The 20,830-nt window shown below is 60.3% G+C and carries 24 protein-coding genes; 12 read left to right on the forward strand and 12 right to left on the reverse strand.

Going from position 1 to position 20,830, the window contains the following annotated elements; all coding sequences use genetic code 11:
- Window positions 1–5: 5 nt before the first annotated feature.
- The 3 genes from FB473_RS07620 to FB473_RS07630 are packed head-to-tail and all read left to right on the forward strand — an operon-like array spanning window position 6 to window position 1,037.
- Window positions 6–374, forward strand: coding sequence for a hypothetical protein (locus tag FB473_RS07620; RefSeq protein WP_167166144.1), 369 nt, complete (start codon window positions 6–8; stop codon window positions 372–374).
- Window positions 375–402: 28 nt separating this feature from the next.
- On the forward strand, window positions 403–804 hold the full coding sequence (locus tag FB473_RS07625) for a hypothetical protein (RefSeq protein ID WP_167166147.1): 402 nt from the start codon (window positions 403–405) through the stop codon (window positions 802–804).
- Window positions 801–1,037, forward strand: coding sequence for a hypothetical protein (locus tag FB473_RS07630; RefSeq protein WP_167166149.1), 237 nt, complete (start codon window positions 801–803; stop codon window positions 1,035–1,037). The genes FB473_RS07625 and FB473_RS07630 overlap by 4 nt, the downstream gene beginning before the upstream one ends.
- Before the next feature lie 229 nt (window positions 1,038–1,266).
- Here FB473_RS07630 and FB473_RS07635 read toward each other — a convergent pair whose 3' ends face one another.
- Window positions 1,267–2,682: a sigma-54-dependent transcriptional regulator family protein gene (locus FB473_RS07635; protein WP_167166151.1), complete on the reverse strand. Its 1,416-nt coding sequence runs from the start codon at window positions 2,680–2,682 to the stop codon at window positions 1,267–1,269.
- Between the two features lie 39 nt (window positions 2,683–2,721).
- On the opposite strand from FB473_RS07635, the gene FB473_RS07640 reads away from it, so the two are divergent.
- Complete coding sequence (locus FB473_RS07640; RefSeq protein ID WP_208390473.1) at window positions 2,722–3,195, forward strand: hypothetical protein; 474 nt, start codon at window positions 2,722–2,724, stop codon at window positions 3,193–3,195.
- A 26-nt stretch (window positions 3,196–3,221) separates the two neighbouring features.
- Here the strand turns inward: FB473_RS07640 and FB473_RS07645 are convergent, their stop codons facing one another.
- Entirely contained in the window at window positions 3,222–4,004 is a 783-nt protein-coding gene (locus FB473_RS07645; RefSeq protein ID WP_341770068.1) for a YggS family pyridoxal phosphate-dependent enzyme, read from the reverse strand.
- A 91-nt stretch (window positions 4,005–4,095) separates the two neighbouring features.
- Here FB473_RS07645 and FB473_RS07650 point away from each other — a divergent pair, with 91 nt between their 5' ends.
- On the forward strand, window positions 4,096–4,755 hold the full coding sequence (locus tag FB473_RS07650; RefSeq protein WP_167166154.1) for an arsenate reductase/protein-tyrosine-phosphatase family protein: 660 nt from the start codon (window positions 4,096–4,098) through the stop codon (window positions 4,753–4,755).
- Window positions 4,756–5,365: 610 nt separating this feature from the next.
- On the opposite strand, the gene FB473_RS07660 is transcribed toward FB473_RS07650, so the two are convergent.
- The 3 genes from FB473_RS07660 to FB473_RS07670 all read right to left on the reverse strand — a co-directional run bounded on the left by FB473_RS07660 (window position 5,366) and on the right by FB473_RS07670 (window position 7,950).
- Complete coding sequence (locus FB473_RS07660; RefSeq protein ID WP_167166156.1) at window positions 5,366–6,880, reverse strand: exopolysaccharide biosynthesis polyprenyl glycosylphosphotransferase; 1,515 nt, start codon at window positions 6,878–6,880, stop codon at window positions 5,366–5,368.
- Window positions 6,881–7,123: 243 nt separating this feature from the next.
- Window positions 7,124–7,492 (reverse strand): HepT-like ribonuclease domain-containing protein, encoded by a 369-nt coding sequence (locus FB473_RS18450; RefSeq protein ID WP_208390474.1) that lies wholly within the window; start codon window positions 7,490–7,492, stop codon window positions 7,124–7,126.
- Window positions 7,489–7,950: a helix-turn-helix domain-containing protein gene (locus FB473_RS07670; RefSeq protein WP_167166158.1), complete on the reverse strand. Its 462-nt coding sequence runs from the start codon at window positions 7,948–7,950 to the stop codon at window positions 7,489–7,491. The genes FB473_RS18450 and FB473_RS07670 overlap by 4 nt, the downstream gene beginning before the upstream one ends.
- A 97-nt stretch (window positions 7,951–8,047) precedes the next feature.
- Between FB473_RS07670 and FB473_RS07675 the strand changes: the two genes are divergently transcribed.
- Together FB473_RS07675 and FB473_RS07680 are read left to right on the forward strand one after the other, a co-directional pair.
- Complete coding sequence (locus FB473_RS07675; protein WP_167166160.1) at window positions 8,048–8,272, forward strand: hypothetical protein; 225 nt, start codon at window positions 8,048–8,050, stop codon at window positions 8,270–8,272.
- Window positions 8,269–8,727, forward strand: a complete 459-nt coding sequence (locus FB473_RS07680; RefSeq protein ID WP_208390476.1) for a TA system VapC family ribonuclease toxin — start codon at window positions 8,269–8,271, stop codon at window positions 8,725–8,727. The genes FB473_RS07675 and FB473_RS07680 overlap by 4 nt, the downstream gene beginning before the upstream one ends.
- A 94-nt stretch (window positions 8,728–8,821) precedes the next feature.
- On the opposite strand, the gene FB473_RS07685 is transcribed toward FB473_RS07680, so the two are convergent.
- Window positions 8,822–10,333 carry a sugar transferase gene (locus FB473_RS07685; RefSeq protein ID WP_167166162.1) on the reverse strand — a complete coding sequence of 504 codons (1,512 nt, stop codon included), beginning with the start codon at window positions 10,331–10,333 and terminating at the stop codon, window positions 8,822–8,824.
- A gap of 225 nt (window positions 10,334–10,558) precedes the next feature.
- Between FB473_RS07685 and FB473_RS07690 the strand changes: the two genes are divergently transcribed.
- Together FB473_RS07690 and FB473_RS07695 are read left to right on the forward strand one after the other, a co-directional pair.
- Window positions 10,559–10,846 carry a type II toxin-antitoxin system Phd/YefM family antitoxin gene (locus FB473_RS07690; protein ID WP_167166164.1) on the forward strand — a complete coding sequence of 96 codons (288 nt, stop codon included), beginning with the start codon at window positions 10,559–10,561 and terminating at the stop codon, window positions 10,844–10,846.
- A 5-nt stretch (window positions 10,847–10,851) separates the two neighbouring features.
- Window positions 10,852–11,262 (forward strand): PIN domain-containing protein, encoded by a 411-nt coding sequence (locus FB473_RS07695; RefSeq protein ID WP_341770134.1) that lies wholly within the window; start codon window positions 10,852–10,854, stop codon window positions 11,260–11,262.
- A gap of 61 nt (window positions 11,263–11,323) precedes the next feature.
- Here FB473_RS07695 and FB473_RS07700 read toward each other — a convergent pair whose 3' ends face one another.
- Window positions 11,324–11,623, reverse strand: coding sequence for a HigA family addiction module antitoxin (locus FB473_RS07700; protein ID WP_167166168.1), 300 nt, complete (start codon window positions 11,621–11,623; stop codon window positions 11,324–11,326).
- A gap of 9 nt (window positions 11,624–11,632) precedes the next feature.
- Entirely contained in the window at window positions 11,633–11,914 is a 282-nt protein-coding gene (locus FB473_RS07705; protein WP_167166170.1) for a type II toxin-antitoxin system RelE/ParE family toxin, read from the reverse strand.
- 845 nt (window positions 11,915–12,759) lie between these two features.
- Between FB473_RS07705 and FB473_RS17645 the strand changes: the two genes are divergently transcribed.
- From FB473_RS17645 to FB473_RS07720, 3 genes are all read left to right on the forward strand, one after another.
- Entirely contained in the window at window positions 12,760–13,395 is a 636-nt protein-coding gene (locus tag FB473_RS17645) for a hypothetical protein (RefSeq protein WP_208390477.1), read from the forward strand.
- 250 nt (window positions 13,396–13,645) lie between these two features.
- The gene (locus tag FB473_RS07715; RefSeq protein ID WP_243863854.1) at window positions 13,646–14,242 is read left to right on the forward strand and encodes a polysaccharide pyruvyl transferase family protein; all 597 of its coding nucleotides are present in this window, start codon (window positions 13,646–13,648) and stop codon (window positions 14,240–14,242) included.
- A 444-nt stretch (window positions 14,243–14,686) separates the two neighbouring features.
- Window positions 14,687–16,120 carry a lipopolysaccharide biosynthesis protein gene (locus tag FB473_RS07720; protein WP_167166174.1) on the forward strand — a complete coding sequence of 478 codons (1,434 nt, stop codon included), beginning with the start codon at window positions 14,687–14,689 and terminating at the stop codon, window positions 16,118–16,120.
- On the opposite strand, the gene FB473_RS07725 is transcribed toward FB473_RS07720, so the two are convergent.
- The 4 genes from FB473_RS07725 to FB473_RS17955 all read right to left on the reverse strand — a co-directional run bounded on the left by FB473_RS07725 (window position 16,117) and on the right by FB473_RS17955 (window position 20,728).
- Window positions 16,117–17,385 carry an O-antigen ligase family protein gene (locus FB473_RS07725; protein ID WP_167166176.1) on the reverse strand — a complete coding sequence of 423 codons (1,269 nt, stop codon included), beginning with the start codon at window positions 17,383–17,385 and terminating at the stop codon, window positions 16,117–16,119. The genes FB473_RS07720 and FB473_RS07725 overlap by 4 nt on opposite strands.
- Window positions 17,386–17,743: 358 nt before the next feature.
- Complete coding sequence (locus FB473_RS18595; RefSeq protein ID WP_167166178.1) at window positions 17,744–18,697, reverse strand: glycosyltransferase; 954 nt, start codon at window positions 18,695–18,697, stop codon at window positions 17,744–17,746.
- Between the two features lie 113 nt (window positions 18,698–18,810).
- Entirely contained in the window at window positions 18,811–19,842 is a 1,032-nt protein-coding gene (locus FB473_RS07735) for a glycosyltransferase family 4 protein (RefSeq protein WP_167166180.1), read from the reverse strand.
- Window positions 19,811–20,728, reverse strand: a complete 918-nt coding sequence (locus tag FB473_RS17955; RefSeq protein ID WP_243863504.1) for a glycosyltransferase family protein — start codon at window positions 20,726–20,728, stop codon at window positions 19,811–19,813. Before FB473_RS17955 ends, FB473_RS07735 begins: the two co-directional genes overlap by 32 nt.
- Between the last annotated feature and the right edge of the window lie 102 nt (window positions 20,729–20,830).

Consider the following 20,830-nt stretch of genomic DNA (forward strand, 5'->3'; position numbering starts at 1 on the left):
ATCTCATGTTCCGGTTTCGCAGGCTTGCCGCGCGCCGCTTGGTGGGTGCCGTAGTCCTGGCCACGAGCCTCGCCCTCGGCCTCACCGGGTGCGGCGAACCGGAGTTCACCGGCGTGTGGAAACCCGACGACGGCAGTGGCTTGAAGACCATCGCCGACGGTGGGCAGTGCTCGGGCATGTACTACAACAACGGGAAGCCGCTGGACATCGGGGGGACGATGACCTGCACCTTCAGCTCGGGCTCGGATGGGGCTTACGTGCTGGTGGTGCGCCAACCTCCCAATGAGCGCAGCTACATCGTCGAGTTCCCCGCCGACGACACCATGGTGCTTCGTTCCGGCGATACCACCGTGGTCACACTCACCCGCCAGTAGCCATTCATCCGATTGGGAGAGACACACCATGGCAAAGAAACACAAGTATCACAACGCCGGGTTGACGCTCAGTTCCGCGCTCACCCCAGCCCAGTTGCTGACGATCGCCAAGCAGGTGGCGGGCACGCTCAAGCCCCTCGTCCTCGATGCCGAAACGCCTTCGTCGCTGCGTTTCCTGGTGAAGAACTGGGCCCGCGTCACCTTCATGAGCTTCGGAGTCGATGTGGCGTCCGAAGGGGCCCGGACGGCGCTCACCACCACCATCGCGGAATACCAGACGAGCCAGGCGACGGTGTTCTTCATCCCGATCGGGCCGAAGGAAATGCTGGGGTACGGCGAGTACCGCAGCTACATGCGGGCGCTCGCCGACGCTGTTGTCGCCGCGGATCCGGGTGCCACCTTCGTCATCACCGAGACGGAGGCCGCATGAACGGCATCAACACCAAAGTCCTGGCGGTTGTCAGCGGGGTGTGCCTGATCGCCGGCGTCATCTGGTTCCGGGTGGGTGTGGACGCCGACCTCGTCTGGATGCCGATCGCGTTGCTCGTCGTCGGCTTCGCAGGGGCCGCGGTCTATCAGCACCTGCGCAAACTCGACTCCCGGGCCGCGCAGGACAAGCTCCATGACGATCTGCGCCGCACCTACGGGAATCAGCAGAAGTAGCGGCCAGGGCCCGTCGACCCGTCTGGCGCGAGCGTCCGCTCATCTCGGACGATTCGGCTCCCCTCCCGCTGCTCGTCGCTGTCTCCGGCGGGCGTCCGCTCATTTACGCGGACGCCGCGTGTTCCCGCGGGTGCTATACGACCCGCGGGAGACGACAAGGCCCGCCTGAAGTCACGCGGCCCGCGTGAACGGCCATGAAGCCTCCGGGCCGGCGAAGCCCAGCCCGTTCTCAGCCCAGTTCGCGCTCCAGCCGCCGCAGCCGGGCTTCGAGAAGAGGAATCTGCGCCGATTGCGCGGGCAGACCCCCGATGAGTGCGCGCAGGGCCTCGGTGTCCTGCTGCCCGGCGGGATTGCCGCACCACGCGGAGAGTTCCCCGAGGCCGGCGGCGAGCACGGCGCGGCGCAACGACTCGTGGAGTTCGCCTCTCGCGAGTTCGACGGCCAGTGATGTGGCCTGCGGCAGCATCGGGCCCGTGTACTCGGCGATCGCCTCCAGCACGCGGCCGTGGGTGAGGAGGTCGCAGATGTGACCGGCGTCCATGTCGACCTTCGTGGTGAACCGGTAGGGGGCGCTGGCCAGGTGTCCGCCGAGGTCCTTGCGGATGCGGAACACCTCGGCGCGGATCGCGACTGCGTTGCCGTCGTCCCCGTACACCTCCTGCGCCAGCTGCTCGGCCGACATCCCTTCGGGATGCATGGCGAGCAGGACGAGGATCTCCGCACGTCGCGGGGTCAGCTGGATCGTGCGTTCCCCGATCTCGATCGTCGGTGCGCCCGGCCCGAGCACGCGCAGCCGCACGTGGGTCGTCCGGTGGTGCGCACGCCGGTGCAGGATGTGGTAGCCCCAGTCAGCGGCTTCGATGTCGAGAGTGGACGCCGGTCCCTCACGAAGATCGGACGCGCCCCAGACCTGTCTGCCTCCGGGGCTGACGAGCAGAGCGTCCTCGCGCCGGATCCCTCGTTCGAGGAGCCGCGTGAGCACCTCAGCGTCCCGGCGGTTCCATTCGGCCCGTACCATCTCCTCGATCGTGCGTCCCGCGGTTCGCACCAGGGGAAGTGTGTCGATGCTGGCCAGCCGGTAGGGGCCGCTGATGTCGATGATGCCGATCGGCCGGCCGGTGTCGGGGTCGGTCACCGGGACCGCCGCGCAGTACCAGTCGTGATGGGTGGTGATGAAGTGCTCGGCGGCGAGGATCTCCACCGGTCCACCGGTGACCAGGGCGGTTCCGATCGCGTTGGTGCCCACCCGCGATTCCGTCCAGGCCGCTCCCGGCTGCATGCCGATGCGGTCTGCCCGTTGCCTGCCCGCGCGGGAGCCGTCGAGCCACAGCACCCTGCCGTCCATGTCGGTCACCGCGAGTATGCGCCAGGCGTCCTCGTGCCCGTCGATGAGCAGGCTGCGCAGCACCGGCAGATAGGGCGCCAGCGGGTGCGACTCCTGCCGGTCGCCCAGGTCGGTGATGTCGATGTCGGGAGGGGGCTCCCCTGGTTTCAGGCCGGCGGCCACCGTGCGATCCCAGGATTCCGCGACCAGACGTCTGACGCCTTGCCGTGTGTCGGACTCGAACGCGTCCTCGTACGCACGGCGCGTCCCCGCGACCCGCTCCTCCAGGCCCCGGCGTGACGAACTCGACTGTGAGACCATTGCGGATGTCCTCCTGTGGCCACCATGCCACCAAGCCAGATGCCGACAGTCAATCATGCGGAGCGCCAGGGCGCCGGGGTTCGGCGCAATCCGTTCGAATCGCCCATCGAGTTCGCCGAACGCCCGCCGCGCCTGTTCGAGCCCGTCGAAACGCCCGTTGAGCCCGTCGAAACGTTCGTTGAGCCTGTCGAAACGCCCGTTGAGCTTGTCGAAACGTTCGTTGAGCCTGTCGAAACGCCCGTTGAGCTTGTCGAAACGTTCGTTGAGCCTGTCGAAACGTTCGTTGAGCTTGTCGAAACGTTCGTCCCTTCGACAAGCTCAGGGGCCACAAGAACCGAACCCGCCCAAACGCCCGTTGAGCCTGTCGAAACGTTCGTTGAGCCTGTCGAAACGCCCGTTGAGCCTGTCGAAACGCCCGACCCTTCGACAAGCTCAGGGACCACAAAAACCGAACCTGTCGAAGCGAACCTGGCTTCGACAAGCTCAGCCATCGTCCGCCCAAACGCCCGCTGAGCTTGTCGAAACGCCCGCAGGCTCGCTCAATCCGCCCTGTGTCCCCCGAAGGCAGCCGGCCAGTAGGACGTGTGGGGGGCCGGGCGGGGGCCGAAAATGGCTTGTCCGACGCGGACGACGGTGCTTCCCTCCTCGATCGCGAGCTCGAAGTCGCCCGACATCCCCATCGACAGGCCACCGGGACCCACCAGATCGGGGTCGGAGTCGCGAGCTTCGTCCCGGATGCGGCGCAGCATGCGGAAACAGCTGCGGACGCGCTGCTCGTCGCGGGTGTTGGCCGCCAAAGTCATGAATCCCTGCACCTGCAGGGACGAGTAGGCCCGCAGCTGTTTCAGGAAGCCGGGCACGTCCTCAGGGATGAGCCCCGACTTGGACTCCTCGGCGGAGGTGTTGACCTGGATGTAGACGGCCAGGCCGCGCCCCAGTGCCTGGAGCCGGCGATCGAGGGCTTCGGCGACGCGTGTGCTGTCGAGTGCCTGGAACTCGGAGGCGATCTCGGCGACCGTCCGGGCCTTGTTGGTCTGCAGGTGGCCGATGATGGCCCACGCGATGTCGAGGTCGGCGAGGGTCTGGTGTTTGCGTGCGGCCTCTTGCACCTTGTTCTCGCCGAGTTCGTGGGCTCCGGCGGCGACGGCGTTGCGCAGCCGATCCTCCGCGACGGTCTTGCTCACGGCCAGCAGACGGACCTCGGAGGAATCCCGACCGACCTTCTCCGCGGCCATTCGCATCCGGTCGTGGACGTCCGCCAGGCGGCGGGCGAAGTCATCGACGGATTGCGGCACGGTGGAGATCTCGGTTTCGCTGGTCACCCAGTCATTTTACGGCCCCGCTCGCGACCGGCCATCCCCGCGGTCGCGGCGTCCACCGGCGGAATTGCGGAATCACGTTATCCTGTCCAGCATGGGTTTTCCGCACGCCAGCCACTCGACCACCTCCGGCGGCGCGCAGGCACCCGAACCAACTGACGAGCCGGTTCCGGCATGGCTCCGCACCGGTGCGTCACCGGTACGTCCGCCTCGCCGGGCGGAGCTTCCCCCCTGCAAGGTGCTGTTCGTGTGCACGGGCAACATCTGCCGCTCCCCTTTCGCGGAGGCCTATCTGCGTGCCAGGGTTCCACCGGACGCCCGCGTGCAGATCTCGTCCGCCGGTGTCGGTGCGATGACGGGGCAGGGTCTCGACCCGTTGATGGCCGAGCAGGCGCGCATGCGAGGAGTCCCCGCCGACGCCCACATCGCCCGTCAGGTGACCGGACGCGATCTTCTGGCGTCCGACCTCATCCTGGTCTTCGGCCCGGAGCATCGGGACTGGATCCGTGACGAGACACCGCAGGCTTCCCGGCGCGTGTTCGCGTTGGGGCAGGTGTCGTCCGCCCTGTATCTGAAACCTCCATGGTCGGGCCTCGGGTGGCATCAGGTCGCGGACGTCGTCCGCTCGCTGCGACCGGCCCCGGACGACTCCGATTGGACACCCGATCCCTACAGACGGGGCCCCGAGGCTGCTGCCCGCGCGGCCGAGGCGATCAGCAGCGCCATCGACGTGATCGTCGAGCGCGTGCGCTGAACGTAGTCCGTTCACCCAACGACCTGCCTGAGCATCACGTCTAGGGAACTACTGATCGACGATCCCTAAGCCTGTCGAAACGATCCCTGACCCTGTCGAAACGACCCCTGAGCCTGTCGAAACGACCCCTGAGCCTGTCGAAACGATCCCTGAGCCTGTCGAAACGATCCCTGAGCCTGTCGAAACGACCCCTGAGCCTGTCGAAGGGTCGTGGAACCGCCGTCCGGCAACAGGCTTTCGACAGACTCAGCCAACATTGCCCGATCCAGCCCGTTAACCGCCTCGACAGGCACTTCGCTGTTGAGGCCCTTGACGGTCGAGGTGATCGGCGCAACGGTCACTTTGGTCATGGCCGCGCGAGCAGCCTCTCTGGTGAGTACGACAACGGGCCTGGTCCTGTCCAAGTGCGCCAGGCAGATCTCCCGCACAGGTCAGCCCTCGACCTCGACATGATCGACGCTCCATCTCACCGGCGGGTCGAGATCGTCCGCTGCTCCCCTCCCGCGAAGGATCTCGGCATCACGTTCGGCAGCCAGGTGCCTGATCTCGCGCTCAAGCGCCGCCGTGACCAGCGCTGCATACCAGAATGGGATTCGTTCTGTCCTTCGCCTCAGTAGGCGCCGTCGCGGTGGAGGACGACTTTCACGGTGCGGAACAAGATACGCAGATCCCCCACCAACGACCAATTCTCCACATAATACAAATCCAACCGCACCGACTCTTCCCACGACAACCTCGAACGCCCATTCACCTGCCACATACCCGTAATCCCAGGCTTCACCAAAAACCGACGCCGCACCTGAGCCTCATACTGCTCCACCTCACGCTCCAACGGAGGACGCGGACCCACCAAACTCATATCCCCACGCAACACATTAAACAACTGCGGCAACTCATCAACACTAAACTTCCGCAACACCCGACCAACCCGCGTCACACGCGGATCATCACGCAACTTAAACAACACCTCATTACCAACGGTGGAGCTGTCATGTTCGGCCTTCAGCTTGGCCAGCAATTGCTCGGCGTCCGGTCGCATCGACCTGAATTTGTACATGGTGAAGGTGCGGCCGCCCAACCCCACACGGCACTGCCGAAAAAGGGCAGGCGCGTGATCCTCACGCCAGATCAGCAGCGGGACGATCAGCCACAGCGGTATCAGGAGGACGATCAGGAAGAGCGCGGCAGCAATGTCGGTCGCACGCTTGGCGATGAACTTGCCGCCGGAGAATCTGGGGATGTCCACCTGAATCAGCGGCACACCGTCGATAGGACGCAACTGGGTGCGCGGGCCGGCAATATCGAGCAACGGCGGAGCCAGCAGAAGGTGCTGCGACTCCGGATCAAGAGCCCAACTGAGCTGGCGGATCTTCTCGGACGACAGCCCCGCGGTGCCGGTGACGAGCAGCGTATCGGCCTGCTGGAGCCTCATCGCATCGAGGGCGTCGTCGATTCCGCCGAGCACGGAGATCTGCGACCCAGGGATGAACGCGTCGATCGAGCGATCGCGCAAGCAAGCGCCCACCACATCGATGCCTAGTTCGGGTCGCTTGTCGATCTCCGCCACGAGCTTGCGCGCGACTGCGCCACTCCCTCCCAGCAGAATCGCACGGTGGACGAGATGCCCTGCCCGTCGCTCGCGCACCAGCAGTCTTCGAGCGAGCCATCGCCACAGCAGGAGCAACCCGGTACCGACCGGAAGGATGACCACGAAGTATCCGCGCGAGATGTCGATCCGGAGGAGGTAGCTGATCACCGCCATCCCGCCGAACAGGGCGAAACTGGCTCGTGTGCTGCGCGCGTACTCCTCTCCCCCACTGCCGAGCACTCCGTGGTCATAGGCCTGGTACACACCGAGGAGGGGAATCCAGACGATCAGGATGGCCAACGAAAGCGGTACGTACGACAGGGGAATCGCACCGATGCCGGTGACGTCGGGATCGGTCAGCCCGAACCGGAGGACGTGCCCGATCACCAATGCCGCCGTGATCGCCACGGCGTCCCCGCCGACCATTATCCGAGTGAAACGCCGGTGCTCCTCGCGAACGGCGCGCGGAGGGCGGGAGATCGCCGTCGCCGTTGGTGCCTGCGGTCGCAACGCGTCGTCCAGCACGTCGTCACTCACAGCTTTCGCCCCCCGAGGTTGCGCGATCCCTTGTCAGCGCCCGGCACTCTCCCCGACGACAGCGCCGCATATCACACTAGGGGTTCACCCCGACGACACGCCAAGGTCACCCACAGCGTGATCACAGTCTTGACAACCTTCGGACGACCTGTCTGCAGCCGAGAGTGGATGGCGCCGGGCAGGCTTCGAGACGGTCGATCCCGGCGGACGATGCGGCGACCGTTCCGTCTCACCTAGCGAGGATCATCGCGCTCGAGATTCAGGACGATCCGTGCTCTGGGTGAGTGCCTCGACGATGCCGGGGAATTGAATGGCGACCGTCTGCCACAGGATCTCTTCATCCGTGCCGTCGTAGTCATGCGCGATGAAGTTGCGGCCGGCGCGAATCCCCCGCCAATCGATCTCGGGATGGGCCTGGCGGAAAGACTCGCCGAGCCGCTCGGCGGCAACTGACAGATCGATGATCAGCGACCTGGCGATACGGCGCTGATCATCGTCCTCAGGGTCGACGAAACGGTCGTGGCCCCGTAAAGCCACCCGCCGCGCGGTAACACCGAACCGGGCGATATCGGCGAGAATCGCCGGTATCCGATCAATACCCTCGTCCTTCACAGCGAAACTGCCTCGGCACGAATGCGCTCCATAACAGGGCCGCGGCCACGATCGGACACCACGTCCACCTTCACTCCCACCAATTCCTCGACTTCGGTCATGAACCCGGCCAAGTCGAATACGGACGCCTCCGGGCGTGGGTGAACGAGTAGGTCAACGTCTGAGTCCGCTCCAGCTGCATTGCGTGCCACCGAACCGAACACCCGCACGTCGCTGAGCCGACGATCTTTCGCCGCACGCAGGATCGGCGCACGTAAAGCTCGCAACCGAGCCAGTGTCGGAGGCCGCAACGCCGCATCCAGTCGTTCCAACGTCACGGGCGAAGGTGCGCGTCGGCCGGTCTCGTAAGCGGCGATGTTCGGTTGTGGGACGCCTGATTGGGCAGCGAGCTGACGCTGCGACAGGCCCGCCTCCAGACGACGCCGACGCAGCGATCCAGAAACTCCGTTCTCGGGCACACGCCAATGATAGCGCCCAGCTATCAAACGCCTCACAGACCGAGCCCACCCGCAAGCGAAACAATCGATCCTGATGTTGTGATGTTACGATGCGTCTATGCGTACGACTCTGGACATCGATGATCGGGTGCTCCAGGCTGCCCGGGAATTGGCTCACGCCCGCCAGATCAGCCTTGGAGCCGCAGTATCGGCCCTGGCCAGACGGGGCCTCGAGCAGTCCTCAGCGGTCCACGTCGACCTCGCGTTCCCGACATTGCAGCCGATCGTCGACCACCATCTGATCACCGACGAGATCGTCGCCGAGCACCGGGACGACCAGTGACCGGCCCGGACGCCGACGTTCCCGCATCTCTGCTCGATGTCAACGTGTTGCTGGCCTTGGTCGCCCCGCAACACGTTCACCATGTTGCGGCGCGGACGTGGCTCGCGAGTGGCATCACGCGCTGGGCAACCACCCCGATCACCGAGACCGGGCTGGTTCGTCTCGTGCTCAACCCGGCGGTCATGGGCGGCGCCTACACCGGTGCCGCCGCACTCGATCTCCTTCGCGGGATACGTGAGCAACCTGGGCACGTCTTCGTCGCCGACGACGCTTCCCTTGCGGAGACGCCGGTTTCCTTGCATGCGCTGATCGGCCACCGGCAAGTCACCGACCTGCATCTGCTCGCGCTGGCGGTTGCGCACGGAATGCGGCTGGCCACTTTCGACAGACGCCTGGCAGTCTCCCTCGACCCCGTCGACCAGGCGCACGTCGAGGTCATCCCGGTCGGGAATTGAGCTTCACGCTGCTAGCGTCGACGAACGAAGTGCTAGCAATGGCAACAATCACTGCGCGCGGAATCGAACTGATCGACCCCTGGCGGTGACAGTGTCAGTAGGCGCCGTCGCGGTGGAGGACGACTTTCACGGTGCGGAACAAGATACGCAGATCCCCCACCAACGACCAATTCTCCACATAATACAAATCCAACCGCACCGACTCTTCCCACGACAACCTCGAACGCCCATTCACCTGCCACATACCCGTAATCCCAGGCTTCACCAAAAACCGACGCCGCACCTGAGCCTCATACAGCTCCACCTCACGCTCCAACGGAGGACGCGGACCCACCAAACTCATATCCCCACGCAACACATTAAACAACTGCGGCAACTCATCAACACTAAACTTCCGCAACACCCGACCAACCCGCGTCACACGCGGATCATCCCGCAACTTAAACAACACCTCATTACCAACGCCGTGTAGTTCGCGTTGTGCTCGGAGGCTGGCCAGTAGTTCTTCTGCATTGGGCCGCATGGATCGGAATTTGTACATGGTGAAGGTGCGGCCGCCCAACCCGACCCGGCACTGCCGGAAAAAAGCAGGCCCGCGGTCCTCACGCCAGATCAGCAGCGGGACGATCAGCCAGACCGGCGTCAGGAGCACGATCAGGAGAGCCGAGACGACGATGTCCATCGTGCGTTTGATGATGAACTTGCCGCCGGAGAACTTGGGGATGTCCACCTGAATCAGCGGCACACCATCGATAGGACGCAACTGGGTGCGCGGGCCGGCAATATCGAGCAACGGCGGAGCCACCAGGAGATGCTGCGACTCCGGATCAAGAGCCCAACTGAGCCGTCTGATCCTGTCAGGAGTGAGCCCGGCGTTCGCCGTGACGAGCAGCGTGTCGGCCTGCTGGAGCCTCATCGCATCGAGAATGTCGTCGGTCTCCCCGAGCACAGGGACGCGCGAGTTGGGTAGGAACGTCAGCCCCATGCTCTCCCCCAGGCACGTCCCCACCACGTCGATGCCCAGTTCCGGACGCTTGTCGAGCTCGATGGCGAGCCGCCTCACTCCGGCGGGCTCGCCGCCCAGAATCAGCGCCCTGTGAATCAACCGGCCGGATTTGCGCTCCCGGATCAGCAGCTTGCGAGCAAGCCATCGCCACAGCAGGAGCAGCCCCACACCTGTCGGCAGGATGACCGCGAAGTACCCGCGCGACACATCGATCTTCAACAGGTAGCTGACGATCGCCACTCCCCCGAAGAGCGCGAAGCTGGCCCGGGAGCACCGCTCGTATTCCTCGCTACCGCTGCCGAAGATCGCATGATCGTATACGCGATAAGCCGTCAGAAGCGCGATCCAGGCGACTGCGATGCCCACAGACAAGGGGAGATATGACAGCGGGACGCTGCCGAGCCCTGTTACGTCAGGGTCAGTGAATCCGAACCTGATGAAGTGCCCCGCCGCGAGCGACAGCACCATGGCCGCTACGTCCCCGACGAGCAAGGTCCGCGCGAAGTGCCGGTGATCGTCGCTGAGCACCCGCTGTGGAGGCGCGACCGCCGTCGCCGCGAACACATGTTCCTGCGACGCGTCGTCCACCACATCTGTCATGAGGGTGCCCCCGGGGTCGTACGGCTTCTTGGACCGCATAGCACTGTCAGCGCAGTCAGCGCTAGTCATCACCCTAAGGGTTCACCCTGACAAAACGCCATAGTGGCCACAGGGTAGGCACAGGACGCACGCCCGAGACCTCAACCTTCGATCGAGGCCTGAGCCCACCGTTCGCTGTGCTCAGCAAGCTATGTACAAGGTTGTACAGCAACGTACAATAGCTGCATGGTGACGATCAGTGCGAGTACCGCCCGTCAAACCCTTCCCGCCCAACTCGACCGCGTGGAGGCGGGCGAGGAAGTCTCCATCACACGGCACGGACGCGTCGTCGCCGTACTTGTGTCCCCCGATGCGCTCAGGGCACGTCGTGCCCCTGAGGCGTGGAACCGGGCGGACGACATCGGTGCGCTGCTCGAGCGCGCACGAGGCGAACCCGTACGGCCCCCGACGATCAGCCCTGAACGCGCGGAAGAACTCGTCCAGGCCATCCGCGTAGACAGATCCGCGCGTTGAGCACAGTGACGGCGTTTGACGCCGACGTCATCATCTACGCCGCCGCGAAGGGCCACCCGCTCGGCACGCGGGTTGCCGCGCTCTTCGCCGGCGCCGACCCTGTCGGCACCGGATCTGTGCTGCTGCTCACGGAAGTGCTGACGAAACCCATGCGTAACGATCCGAACTCCGACGAGACAGCAACACTGATCAGCCTTCTCAGCCGACTTGAATTGCACCCGTTTGACGAGGCCACGGCGCGCCTTGCTCTCGCATTGGCGATCAGCTACGGCCTACACGCCGCAGATGCCGCACACCTCGCGACCGCGGTGGCTTCGGGAGCAGACCGGTTCCTCACCAACAACCACAAGGACTTCCCACAGACCATCACCGAAATTGATGTCGTTTACCCGGACGACCTGGCGGCCACTGCATGACGTCAGCAGCCGCCGGGACAAGTTGGGCTTGGCAGACCTCCCCCGCAACGTGCCGCAAAGGTCAAGCGACCTGCAGCGGCGTAATCGAGGCGACCTGCTCGGCCACCCGATCCTGCGCGAGCTCCAGCTCGTACCGCGTCTGCAGGTTAAGCCAGAACTGCGCGTCAACACCGAAGTAGCGCCCCAAGCGGAGTGCAGTGTCGGCCGTGATGGCACGCTTCCCGTGCACGATCTCGTTGATCCGGCGCGGCGGCACACCGATCGACACCGCAAGCTTGTTCTGCGTGATGCCGAACCCCCGGATGAAGTCCTCCATCAGGACCTCGCCCGGGTGCACGGGCGGATACAGTTTCTCAGTCATCATCCCTCCTCAGTGGTAGTCCACGATCTGCACATCCTCCGGGCCTGCGTCCGTCCAGCGGAAACAAATCCGCCACTGGTCACTAATCCGGATGCTGTGTTCACCGGCCCGGTCTCCCTTCAGCACCTCCAGACGGTTGCCAGGCGGCACGCGCAAGGCGCTCAGTTCGGTGGCAGCGTCGAGCATGTGCAACTTCCTGTTGGCTGCCCAGTGAATGCGCGGATCAAGTCGTTTCGTCGGCTCACGACGCCAGATAAGTTCAGTGTCGCGGTCGGTGAACGATCTGATCACGCCACACAGTATGCCGAGCTTAACGCGACGCGTCAATAACGCCAGGCGTCAAGCCGGACCTCCGCCAGGCAGCGGAACGAACTAACATCGCCGACTTGAACTGCACCCGTTTGTACCCGGACGATCTGGCGGCCATTGCATAGGGTCAACGGCCGCCGGGACAACCAGGGCTTGGCAGACCTCCCCCACAACGTGCCGCAATCGCAACCGGTCCGGCGACAGGCTCTGATCACGCTTTACCACGACCGGCGAGAGCGACGCGCCCTGGTCACCAGGCTTCGGGTCGTAGTTCTCGAAGGCATCGGCGAACTCATCAGCGCGCGCCGTGATGTCGTCAATAGAGCGTCGAGTCATAGGGGACTGCTGCACGAGTAGGTGACATCTGATATGGCTTGCCCGCGGGGGCGGCCTGGAAGGATATTGCTGTGCCCGGGCCCTATCCGAGCGAGTTTTGTGGCGAGGTTGTGCGCGTCGCGCGAAACCGTGAGCCCGGAGTGACGATCAAGAGGTCGCTCGCGACTTCGGGGTTCGCCCGATGACGCTGCAGAAGCGGATGCGCCACGCTGATGCCGGCGAAGGTCGGAAGCCCGGGGCCAGTCACGAACCGAGGCAGCCGAACTGCGCGAAGCGCGCAGGCGGATCCGGCTCCTCAAGCAGGAGAATAAGGTGCTGCAGCGAGCGGCGGCGTTTCTGTCGTAGGCGCATCTCCTAGGAAAGGCTCCACCCGCTCGTGACCGAACTCGCCGACGCGGGGATGCCCGTGACGGTGACGTGCCAGGTGCTCAAGCTCGCTCGCCAACCCCTACTACCTGTGGCTGGCCAGCTCCATCACCGCCAGTGAACTGGTGGAGGCGTATCGCCCGAACGCGTCGTTCGACGCACACCACGACGACCCCGAGTTCGGTCGCCGATTCCTCTCCGACGAAGCCTGGGACGCGGGTGCGGCGATGTCTGATTGGACCGCGTGGCGGATTGCGTCAAACAACGGCTGGTTCTGCGCGTTCGGGAAACCCGACCGTCGTAAGGCCCGCCGTCCCGGCCCACCCGCGCACGACAACCTCCGCGCCGTCGTCGACGAGCACGGCCGGACACGGCACGTGTTCGCCGCCGACGCGCCCAACGAGCTCTGCCTGACGGACGTCACGGAGCACAAGACCGCGGAAGGTCACCTCTACCTCTACGCGATCAAGGAGGTGCTCTCTGGCCAAACCGTCGGGTACTCGATCGACTTGCGGACGAAATCGTGTCTGGCTGTCCGGGCGCTCGAAAACGCCGCCTTGATGCGCGCTGATGTTGTCGGCTGCGTGGTGCACTCAGATCGAGCAGACCTACCACCGTCGCCGATGTCAAGCCCGTCTGGGCCGTTTGACGCCGATCAAGTTCTAGACCATCATGAACACGACCGCCTCACTGCCGGTGTGACTACAGACTGTCACCTATCCGCGCAGCAGTCCCGCTGGATGCAATCCATGCGAAGATAGCTTTACGGTGCGATGCTCGTGCCGTTCGTGGTGGCAGGAGTGCTTCGTGACAGTCACGCTCTACAGATGGGAACCGAGCAGGCCTGTATTCGATCTTCCGCTAGTCCGCCGGTGGTCACCGCGCAGAAAATACGCCAACTTTGGAGATGAACTTGGCCCTATCGTAGTGCGGGGTATGACGACTTGCCTCCGATTGCCTTCACCTGAAGATGCCGAGCGAACGGAACGGCTCGTCACAGTGGGATCTGTGATGCACTTCCTGCGACACGGGGATCATGTTTGGGGAACCGGGATCAATGGAAAAATTCCCGATCCAATTCGGGTGAAGCCTGACGAGGTGGAGATCTATGCAGTTCGCGGCCCGCGTACCTGGGGCGTTCTCACGCAACATGGTTTCAACGTACCGCACGTTTTTGGCGATCCGGCAATTCTGCTTGCTGAAGTAGATAAGCGTTTCCAGCTAAATACACAACAGAAGACGCGCAGGATTACCGTGATCCCGAATCTGAACGATATATCAACTTATCGCAGTCATCCTGGATTCGTATCGCCGCTTCAAGATCCTCTTACAGTCGCTCGGGAAATCGCGACCAGCGAACTCGTGGTCGGTTCATCGCTACACGCGCTAATCCTCGCAGATGTATTGGGGGTGCCGTCGCGCTGGGTGACTTCATCCGTCGAAAGTCCTTTCAAATACATCGATTACTACGAAGGAACCGGACGAGATGCACCCGCGCCTGCTGAAAATGTCGAACAGGCTATCCGAATTGGCGGAATTGAGCCATACGCCGAGAAGCCAAACGGTTTAATAGAAGCCTTTCCACGACACCTTTTCGAGAAAGGATGAGTTTCACAACGACATCATTGCAACTATCACGACGAGAAATTCGTAAAACAATTCCGGCTAAGCAGAAGTAAGGGCCGCCGAAACTCAGCATGATTACCCCAAAAAAGGCCAGCTGTCAGTCAAACTGATACGGCTAGGCTCGCAAACGTTATGGAACTGACCTCCCAGCCTCGAAAGAGCCCCTAACATGCTTATGTTATTATCGCGAATACCTAGCAGAACAACTGGCACACCCTGACGCAGCAATGGTGAATATGGCAATAATAGATAGGGAAACCTTTCAAAGCAGCAATATTGCGCCGCCCAGATTCCCTATCGCACGGACGCATCACGACAGTAGAAGCATTACCCAACCGGAAGACTCGCGGAGCGCCAAAATATTGCGGCGGGTCGTTCAACGTAAAGCGGGAGCAGCGCTAGCTCCAAGCAGTGAGGAAGCACACCTTGACCAGCATCGCAGACGGCGCACGCGCGACGTTGCTTGGGCAGTGGATGAAGTTCGCGACCCAGGCCATTGGGTTGGTCATCCTTGCTCGCTTACTAACCCCGAACGAGTTCGGACTCTATGCGATGGTCGTAGCGATCACAGGCATGGCAAACGTTGTTGGAGACTTTGGATTTTCTTCAGCTTCGATCCAAGCAAAAGAAATTTCCAATGCTCAACGCTCCAACCTTTTTTGGATCAATATCGCTATTGGCGCCTTTGTTGCCACAATTCTCATTATTGCGTCTCCCTGGATAGCATCCTTTTACGGGCATCCAGAGCTGCGATGGATAGTGATCACTCTGGCACTGGCTGCGCTGATCCAGGGCGCAACAACCCAATTCCTTGCGAACTTCGCACGCTCCATGCGATTTCGTCTGCTCGCTTTACTTGATGTGCTTCCCCAGATCTCAGGACTAACCGTCGCCATAATTCTCGCCTCTGTATTCGACGTTGGAGAATGGGCGCTAGTCGCACAACAACTCACGATCCCCTTGGTCATCCTCGTCATCACATTGATAGCATCTGACTGGTATCCGAGACTTCCCTCCCGAGTGCCAATGAGGGAGTTCATTATCTTCGGAGTGAACACCTTTGGTGTACAACTGCTAACGTATCTCACGGGGAACCTGCCTGCAATCCTCCTAGGACGCACCGGGACAGCAGTAGAGACCGGACTTTACAACCGTGCCGACCAACTCTATAAAATTCCGTCGCAACAAATTGCGACGCCGCTGACTCGGGTCATGTTGCCGACTCTCTCACGACGACAAAATGATACTAAAGCAATGCAAGACATACTTAACACAGCCCTGCGAATACTTTCGTATTCGGTAGGAGGAACGCTCGCGTTCTTCGCCGCGAACAGCTCCTCCGTGATAGAAGTCGTGCTAGGTGATACCTGGGCCAATGCGGTCCCCCTACTGTCGGTCCTCGCAGTCGGCGGCTACTTTCAGGTCGTTGGAAACGTTTACTACTGGGCCATGCTTGCGCGTGCGAAAACGGGAATGCAGCTAAAATTCTCAATCGTTACGCGTATACTGATAGCGGCTTTCATGTTCATAGGGCTGCCTTTTGGCGCATTCGGAATTGCTGTTGCGTCAGCCACAGGGCTCATCATAAACTGGCTTGTAATGACTCTCTTAGCGGTACCACGGGCGGGGCTTTCGGCGACCTCCTTTTTGAGAGCGATGTTGCTTCCGTTCGCTGTAAACTTGACTCTTGGGATCGTAACATTTGGTACGGGTTCCCTTCTTTCCACCGAAAATGCCTGGATCCGTATCGCCGTTGGTCTCGCGATCTGGCTCGTAGGAATTGCTCTCGGCACGTTCGCATTCCGTTCCCTTCGCGCAGACGTGGTCCGCATTTTTCATTCTCTCAAAAAAAGTGGTTAACTACTACGTGGAAATGTGTGGAACTCCCTCTCAACCAACGATTTCTGATTCCCTTCTGCGGAGTCGCCAGACGGCGACGATAATGCGACTGCTGCAACTAGACCGACCACCGCACTCCCGACTGACCATGCGAGAAGATCAAACGTAAAGAAGAAAAACAAGATTGCCATTATAGGCAACCTCGATTTCTTTCCGACCAGCAGGATACGAGTCATAAAACTGGCGAGAAGGACGACAGTAACCACTCCTCCCTCGACCAAGGTTAAGACAAATTGGTTATCGATCGCGTAAAATGTCCCGGACTGTAATAGGCCAGCTTGAAACACCGACGACGCTGAATAGAATCCATTTCCTAGCATGACATTCAAGAAAGGCTGATGCGTCAACAACCCCGGCACCGCTTCTAGCGCACCGCTACGATGTCCGACGGAATCTCCGGAAAGAAAGTTCGATACAACATTCCCTTCGAAGAATCCAGTTATCACGAGGAATGCAACAAGTCCAATAAAAACAAGTACGCCAAACACAACTCTTGTGAAACCTCGACCGATCGTGAAGATCATGAAGATAATGGCGATGACAAGTCCCGACCGGCTTCCTGTTGCAAATAGCCCCGCAAGCAAGAGGGGAACGAGGATTAAGCGCATAGGTCCAGGTGAACCGAACCCTCTTAACGAGAAGCTCAAGGCGACCAAGAGCAGGAATGCAAGCATTAATGGGTGCCCGAGCGTTCCTTCCGCGCGGGTGAGTCCGGTAACGAGTTGATGCGGATAAACGACGGTGTTCGACCAGAGACGCGGTAGCACGCCAACCGCTTCCCCGACCGCATAGGCGGCTTCAAGACCGGCGAGCAGAACCAAGTTTCGAAGGATGATCTGCCTTTCAAAGACGTCGGCGCAAAGAGCAGCAAGGAGCACCGCCATTCCGGGAACCATCGCATTTACATAGAGGCCCAAATTCGAATGTCCAAGATTGAGAACACTGGCCGTAAGTATTGCAAAAAAATATGCGAGATAGAGCCACGCACCCATGACCCTCGCCGATGCAATGTGCCGTCTTGCGAGAAGCACAATTGTCATCCCGACTGTAGACGCAAGCAGAAAAGATCGCAGCGACGTGACTGGCCCCAGATAGAAGGTCGGCACGAGGATATAGGCGCAAATTTCGAAGGTGGCCACAAGCGCTGCCAGTCGATCTGAACGATAAGTGACTAGAAGTAACAGACCGACCGTACCGAGGAGGCATGCTGCCAAAACCTGAAGCATACCGCTAGCGTACAGGTTGTATGTCGCTCGAGCGATTCGACTGAGCCGAGTCGATCCGACAACGGCATTGCGTCACTGATTGGCTTTGTTCGAAGAAGTTGTCTTCTAGGCTACCCCGCTCGAAGCATGGCGCCTACGCCATCCTTGTCCCAGCTGCTGCCGCAAAACGCAACCAAGATCCCCCAGTGCTTCAGCAAGCCCTCAACTTCCACATAGCTGAGGGGTCATCGTTGTGAGACATAGCCGACGGCTAGACGGCGAGTAATGCGGCTCTGAAAATCGGGTGCACCTCCGAATAATGCTAAGAATACCCTGTAGATACGATGAGTCGATCCGTGTACTCGTCAGGCCGAGTCGGCTAGGACCCACAGGCGACTAGACGACAATATAACGCTCTAGTCTGCTCACTAATATCTAACCATGAAGGTACGTGCGGAACCGAAGGTTCTGACGTCGAGGAGATGGCCACGCGTTCGAAGTCCCGAGATGCAATATTACCTCGAAAAGTATGAACCCATCCAGAACCTACCTGACGAGCAACAGCCTCGAAAGTGGGAGTGGACGGCACCAGAACTCGTCTCCTCGCGGCTAGAGCTAAATAGACACTTCCTGAATTCAACCCAGTTCTATAAGGCAAAGTTACGACGTCGGATGCAGCTATTATGCGTCGCAGTTCACTCGGTCTCTGAAATCTAAGATCCAGAGTGATCCTCCGGTCTCCATCCGCTAAGTTCTCCAGGCTTCGCTCGATAGTTCTAGAAGAAGGCTTGCCGACCACAATAAGTCGAGAACCAGTGTCTGGAAACTTACGAAAAGCTTCGATGAGTGCATCGACTCCTTTATATTCATCAATGCCGCCAAAAAATAGGTAGATCCTACAACTTTCTTCTAGCCCTAGCTCTAGTCGTGCGTCTAATTTATCAGGAAACGATTGCGGATTCGCGAGGAGCCCGTGAGGGATGACCGTACTTGGCGTCCTTCGGCAGGGGTGAACTAGATGCTCCATCTCATAAGAGGTACCTTCCGTCAGATGAATCTGATGGTCGACTAGATGCGAAAGCCCTGTGTAAAGAATTCGTTCGCGCAGGGCTGAGCGATATTGATGCGGTTTGAGGTTGTGAACTGTCCAAATGATCTTCGTGCCACGAGCTTTCCGCACAGCAAGCGAGATCATAAGTAGGAAAGTGCGTGAATAAGCCTGCCACGGCGAAGCTGGTACGATCACCCAATCAGGCCAATGCATATGGCATATGTCATAATTGCCTCGCATGGATCCAAGTAAAGAAAACCCGGTCAAATTTATCCCACTCATGTTGCCATACAAAAGCGCGACATAGGGGTTAGGATCGTCCGAACTTGGTGCAGGCCAAGCGAGGACACGAATTATACCGGTGTCCTGGTGTATATGGTCATTGCTAGCCTCCGTCAAAGTTGCATCCCGTCCTCTATGTCGCTGTTATGCCGAGATTGACGGATTACTTCCCCGACGTGCCTCACATACGCTTGCCTACTGAAATTCTGTTGCCAGTACGCTCGCGTCTCGTCGCGTCCGGGAGCTGAATTCAGCATATTCAAGAGACCTTCGAGTTGAGAGTCCGAGGGCAAAAAACGCCTAACAAAGCGCCCATCATCATATTCGGCCATTCCGATGTTGCGTGTATACACCACAGGCGTTCCCACCTGTAGTGCCCCAACAGTGATCATATGCCCCGCTGCGCGGCACGAATCTTTCCGCAAAGGAAGATAAACCACATCTGCCGACGCCATACGCCGACCAAACTCCTCTTGCGACAGCTGTCTTAAATGATGCACTCGGGCACCGCCTCTCGCAAGGTTAAGTTCTTGGCCTCCAACGGCGACATCTAAAGAAACATTGAGTTCAGATTCGAGAACCTCTTGTTCCAGTTGAGCGACACGCTGCATGTCGCGGTCGGACGTACCTCCTACGAAGATTCGAACTCGGTCAGTAGAATCTGTTGGCTCGATATCCATATCATATGGAAAATTGTTCCCATACAACACCGACACGGCATGTCCCCCAGCCCTCGACCAGTTCTCCGCCTCGATATGTGCCGTCGTAATGATCATTGCTTCCTTCAAAGCTCGCATTAGCCAAGTCCAACTACGTGATCCGGGCGATGCATAAATGCCTGTTACAAAGAGCGGTCGGCGAGTAAGGTAAGAAAGGAAGAAGGCGATCCACGGATTTGTGACCAGATAGGCGCCGGAATTTTGAAAGACGCGTGCTTTCACTGCAATGGCGAGGGAGTCAATACCTAGGCCTAGTGAAAGTCGACCGAATCGTCTTCCGCTTGGAGAAGCCCAGGCGAGATTTATCACTCGCTCGACCTGATCCATTTCCATCCACGCACTACTTCCCAGCTCCTTAGATAATGTGACTACCGTCAAATCGTGATCATAATAATTAGTGACGTCTGTTCGGAACGAAGAACTCATCAACGAACTCCCTCCATCCTTCTCGAACGCGGCTGGCGTAGGACAACTGGATATGGGTGATTTCTTCTTCAGACAGAGCCAAAGCACTTGTGATAGCCGTCTCCCACTCCTCAACTTGACTGCCTACTGTCAGCACGCTGTCAGGACCCAGGATGACGTCAAGCACTGAGTCGCGAGGCCCCACGACCGGAGTTCCTGCCTCCAGTGCTCGGATCGCGACACCGCTTTGATAAAAGCGTCGGTAGGGGATCAGGATGACAGAGGACTCCCGCAGATGCCTATCAAATTCATCTTCCGAGAGGAATCGCGAATCAACCTTCCACCCGGACACCTTTGGCCAGTTTCGTCCGAAAACGCGAAAATCCCACTTACCGGACGACCTCGCCGCAAGGACTTCCATGAGTTCGACGTCTCTGTCCGGTTTGTATTGCCCCATGACGGATATGACTCCAGGGAGATGAGCGGCACGGACACTCTCGGTTCCCACCGATATCGGGTGAGGCAGGAAGACAATGGCCTTTTCAGGTTCGCCGCCTCTCTGAAGTTCCCGCGCGGCCTGTTTGCTGTGAACGACTATGGAGGTTCTACCAAAGCTCCTTCCTATTCTCCGCGCAAGCGAACCGTATCCGACCGCAGCGACTAGAGGGAGTGGGTCGTGGATGATAAGGTAGCTTCGTCCGGCGAGGAGCGAGAGAACTACGCGATCGAGGTGCCCAATCACAGGCCAGACTGAGACAATCGGGGTCGATCCCGCGATTCTCTTCGCACGCCAGATAGCCGACAGATAGCTACCGAGCCAGCCAAATCGAGATCTCCCCGATGCTGATGGCTCCATGAGTCCAATCTCATCAGCTGCGATGTTGCTCTCTGAGCAGATCTGTCGCACCTCAGTTCCGTAGTGAGCCAGTGCAGCACCAAGCGGGTTAACGATGACTAGACGCTCTTCGCGCGAGGGAAGGGGTTCAAGACAACCAGCAATTAACTGACG

The sequence above is a fragment of the Brooklawnia cerclae genome, assembly GCF_011758645.1.
Classification (GTDB): domain Bacteria; phylum Actinomycetota; class Actinomycetes; order Propionibacteriales; family Propionibacteriaceae; genus Brooklawnia; species Brooklawnia cerclae.